The following is a 425-nucleotide window of genomic DNA, read 5'->3' on the forward strand; positions in this document are numbered from 1 at the left end:
CGGGATCAGCCCCGTCCGCATCTTCGCCTCGGGTCGCCGCGCACCGTCGAGTTTCCGCCCGGAAACCGTTCACCTGCGTGATGACGACGGCATCGTGGCCGAAATGCGAGAGCTCAGCGGAACCAACTCCGCGATTCTCGGCGACGAGGAGATCCTCCGCATGGTGCTCCCCGCCATTCGGAGCGACTACACGGCCATCGAGAACTACCGCGCCGACCCCCGGGAAACGGTGAACGCCCCCATCACCGTGCTGACCGGCGAGTCCGACCCGCGCACCAGCGCGGAGGAGGCGGACGCCTGGGAAGGTCACACCGGCGGGGAATTCGACATCCACCGTTTTCCAGGCGGCCATTTCTATCTCGCAGGACAACAGGCGCAGATCCTGAAGATTGTTTCCGACGAGCTCGCAGCGGCCCCCGTCCGGA

Annotated in this window: 1 protein-coding gene; it reads left to right on the forward strand. The window is 66.1% G+C overall.

What is annotated here, in order from left to right; all coding sequences use genetic code 11:
• On the forward strand, positions 1-425 hold a 425-nt coding region (locus tag G3I71_RS48320; RefSeq protein ID WP_164325331.1), incomplete at both ends, for a thioesterase II family protein.

Origin of the sequence: Streptomyces sp. SID12501 (genome assembly GCF_010550245.1) — a bacterium.
Classification (GTDB): domain Bacteria; phylum Actinomycetota; class Actinomycetes; order Streptomycetales; family Streptomycetaceae; genus Streptomyces.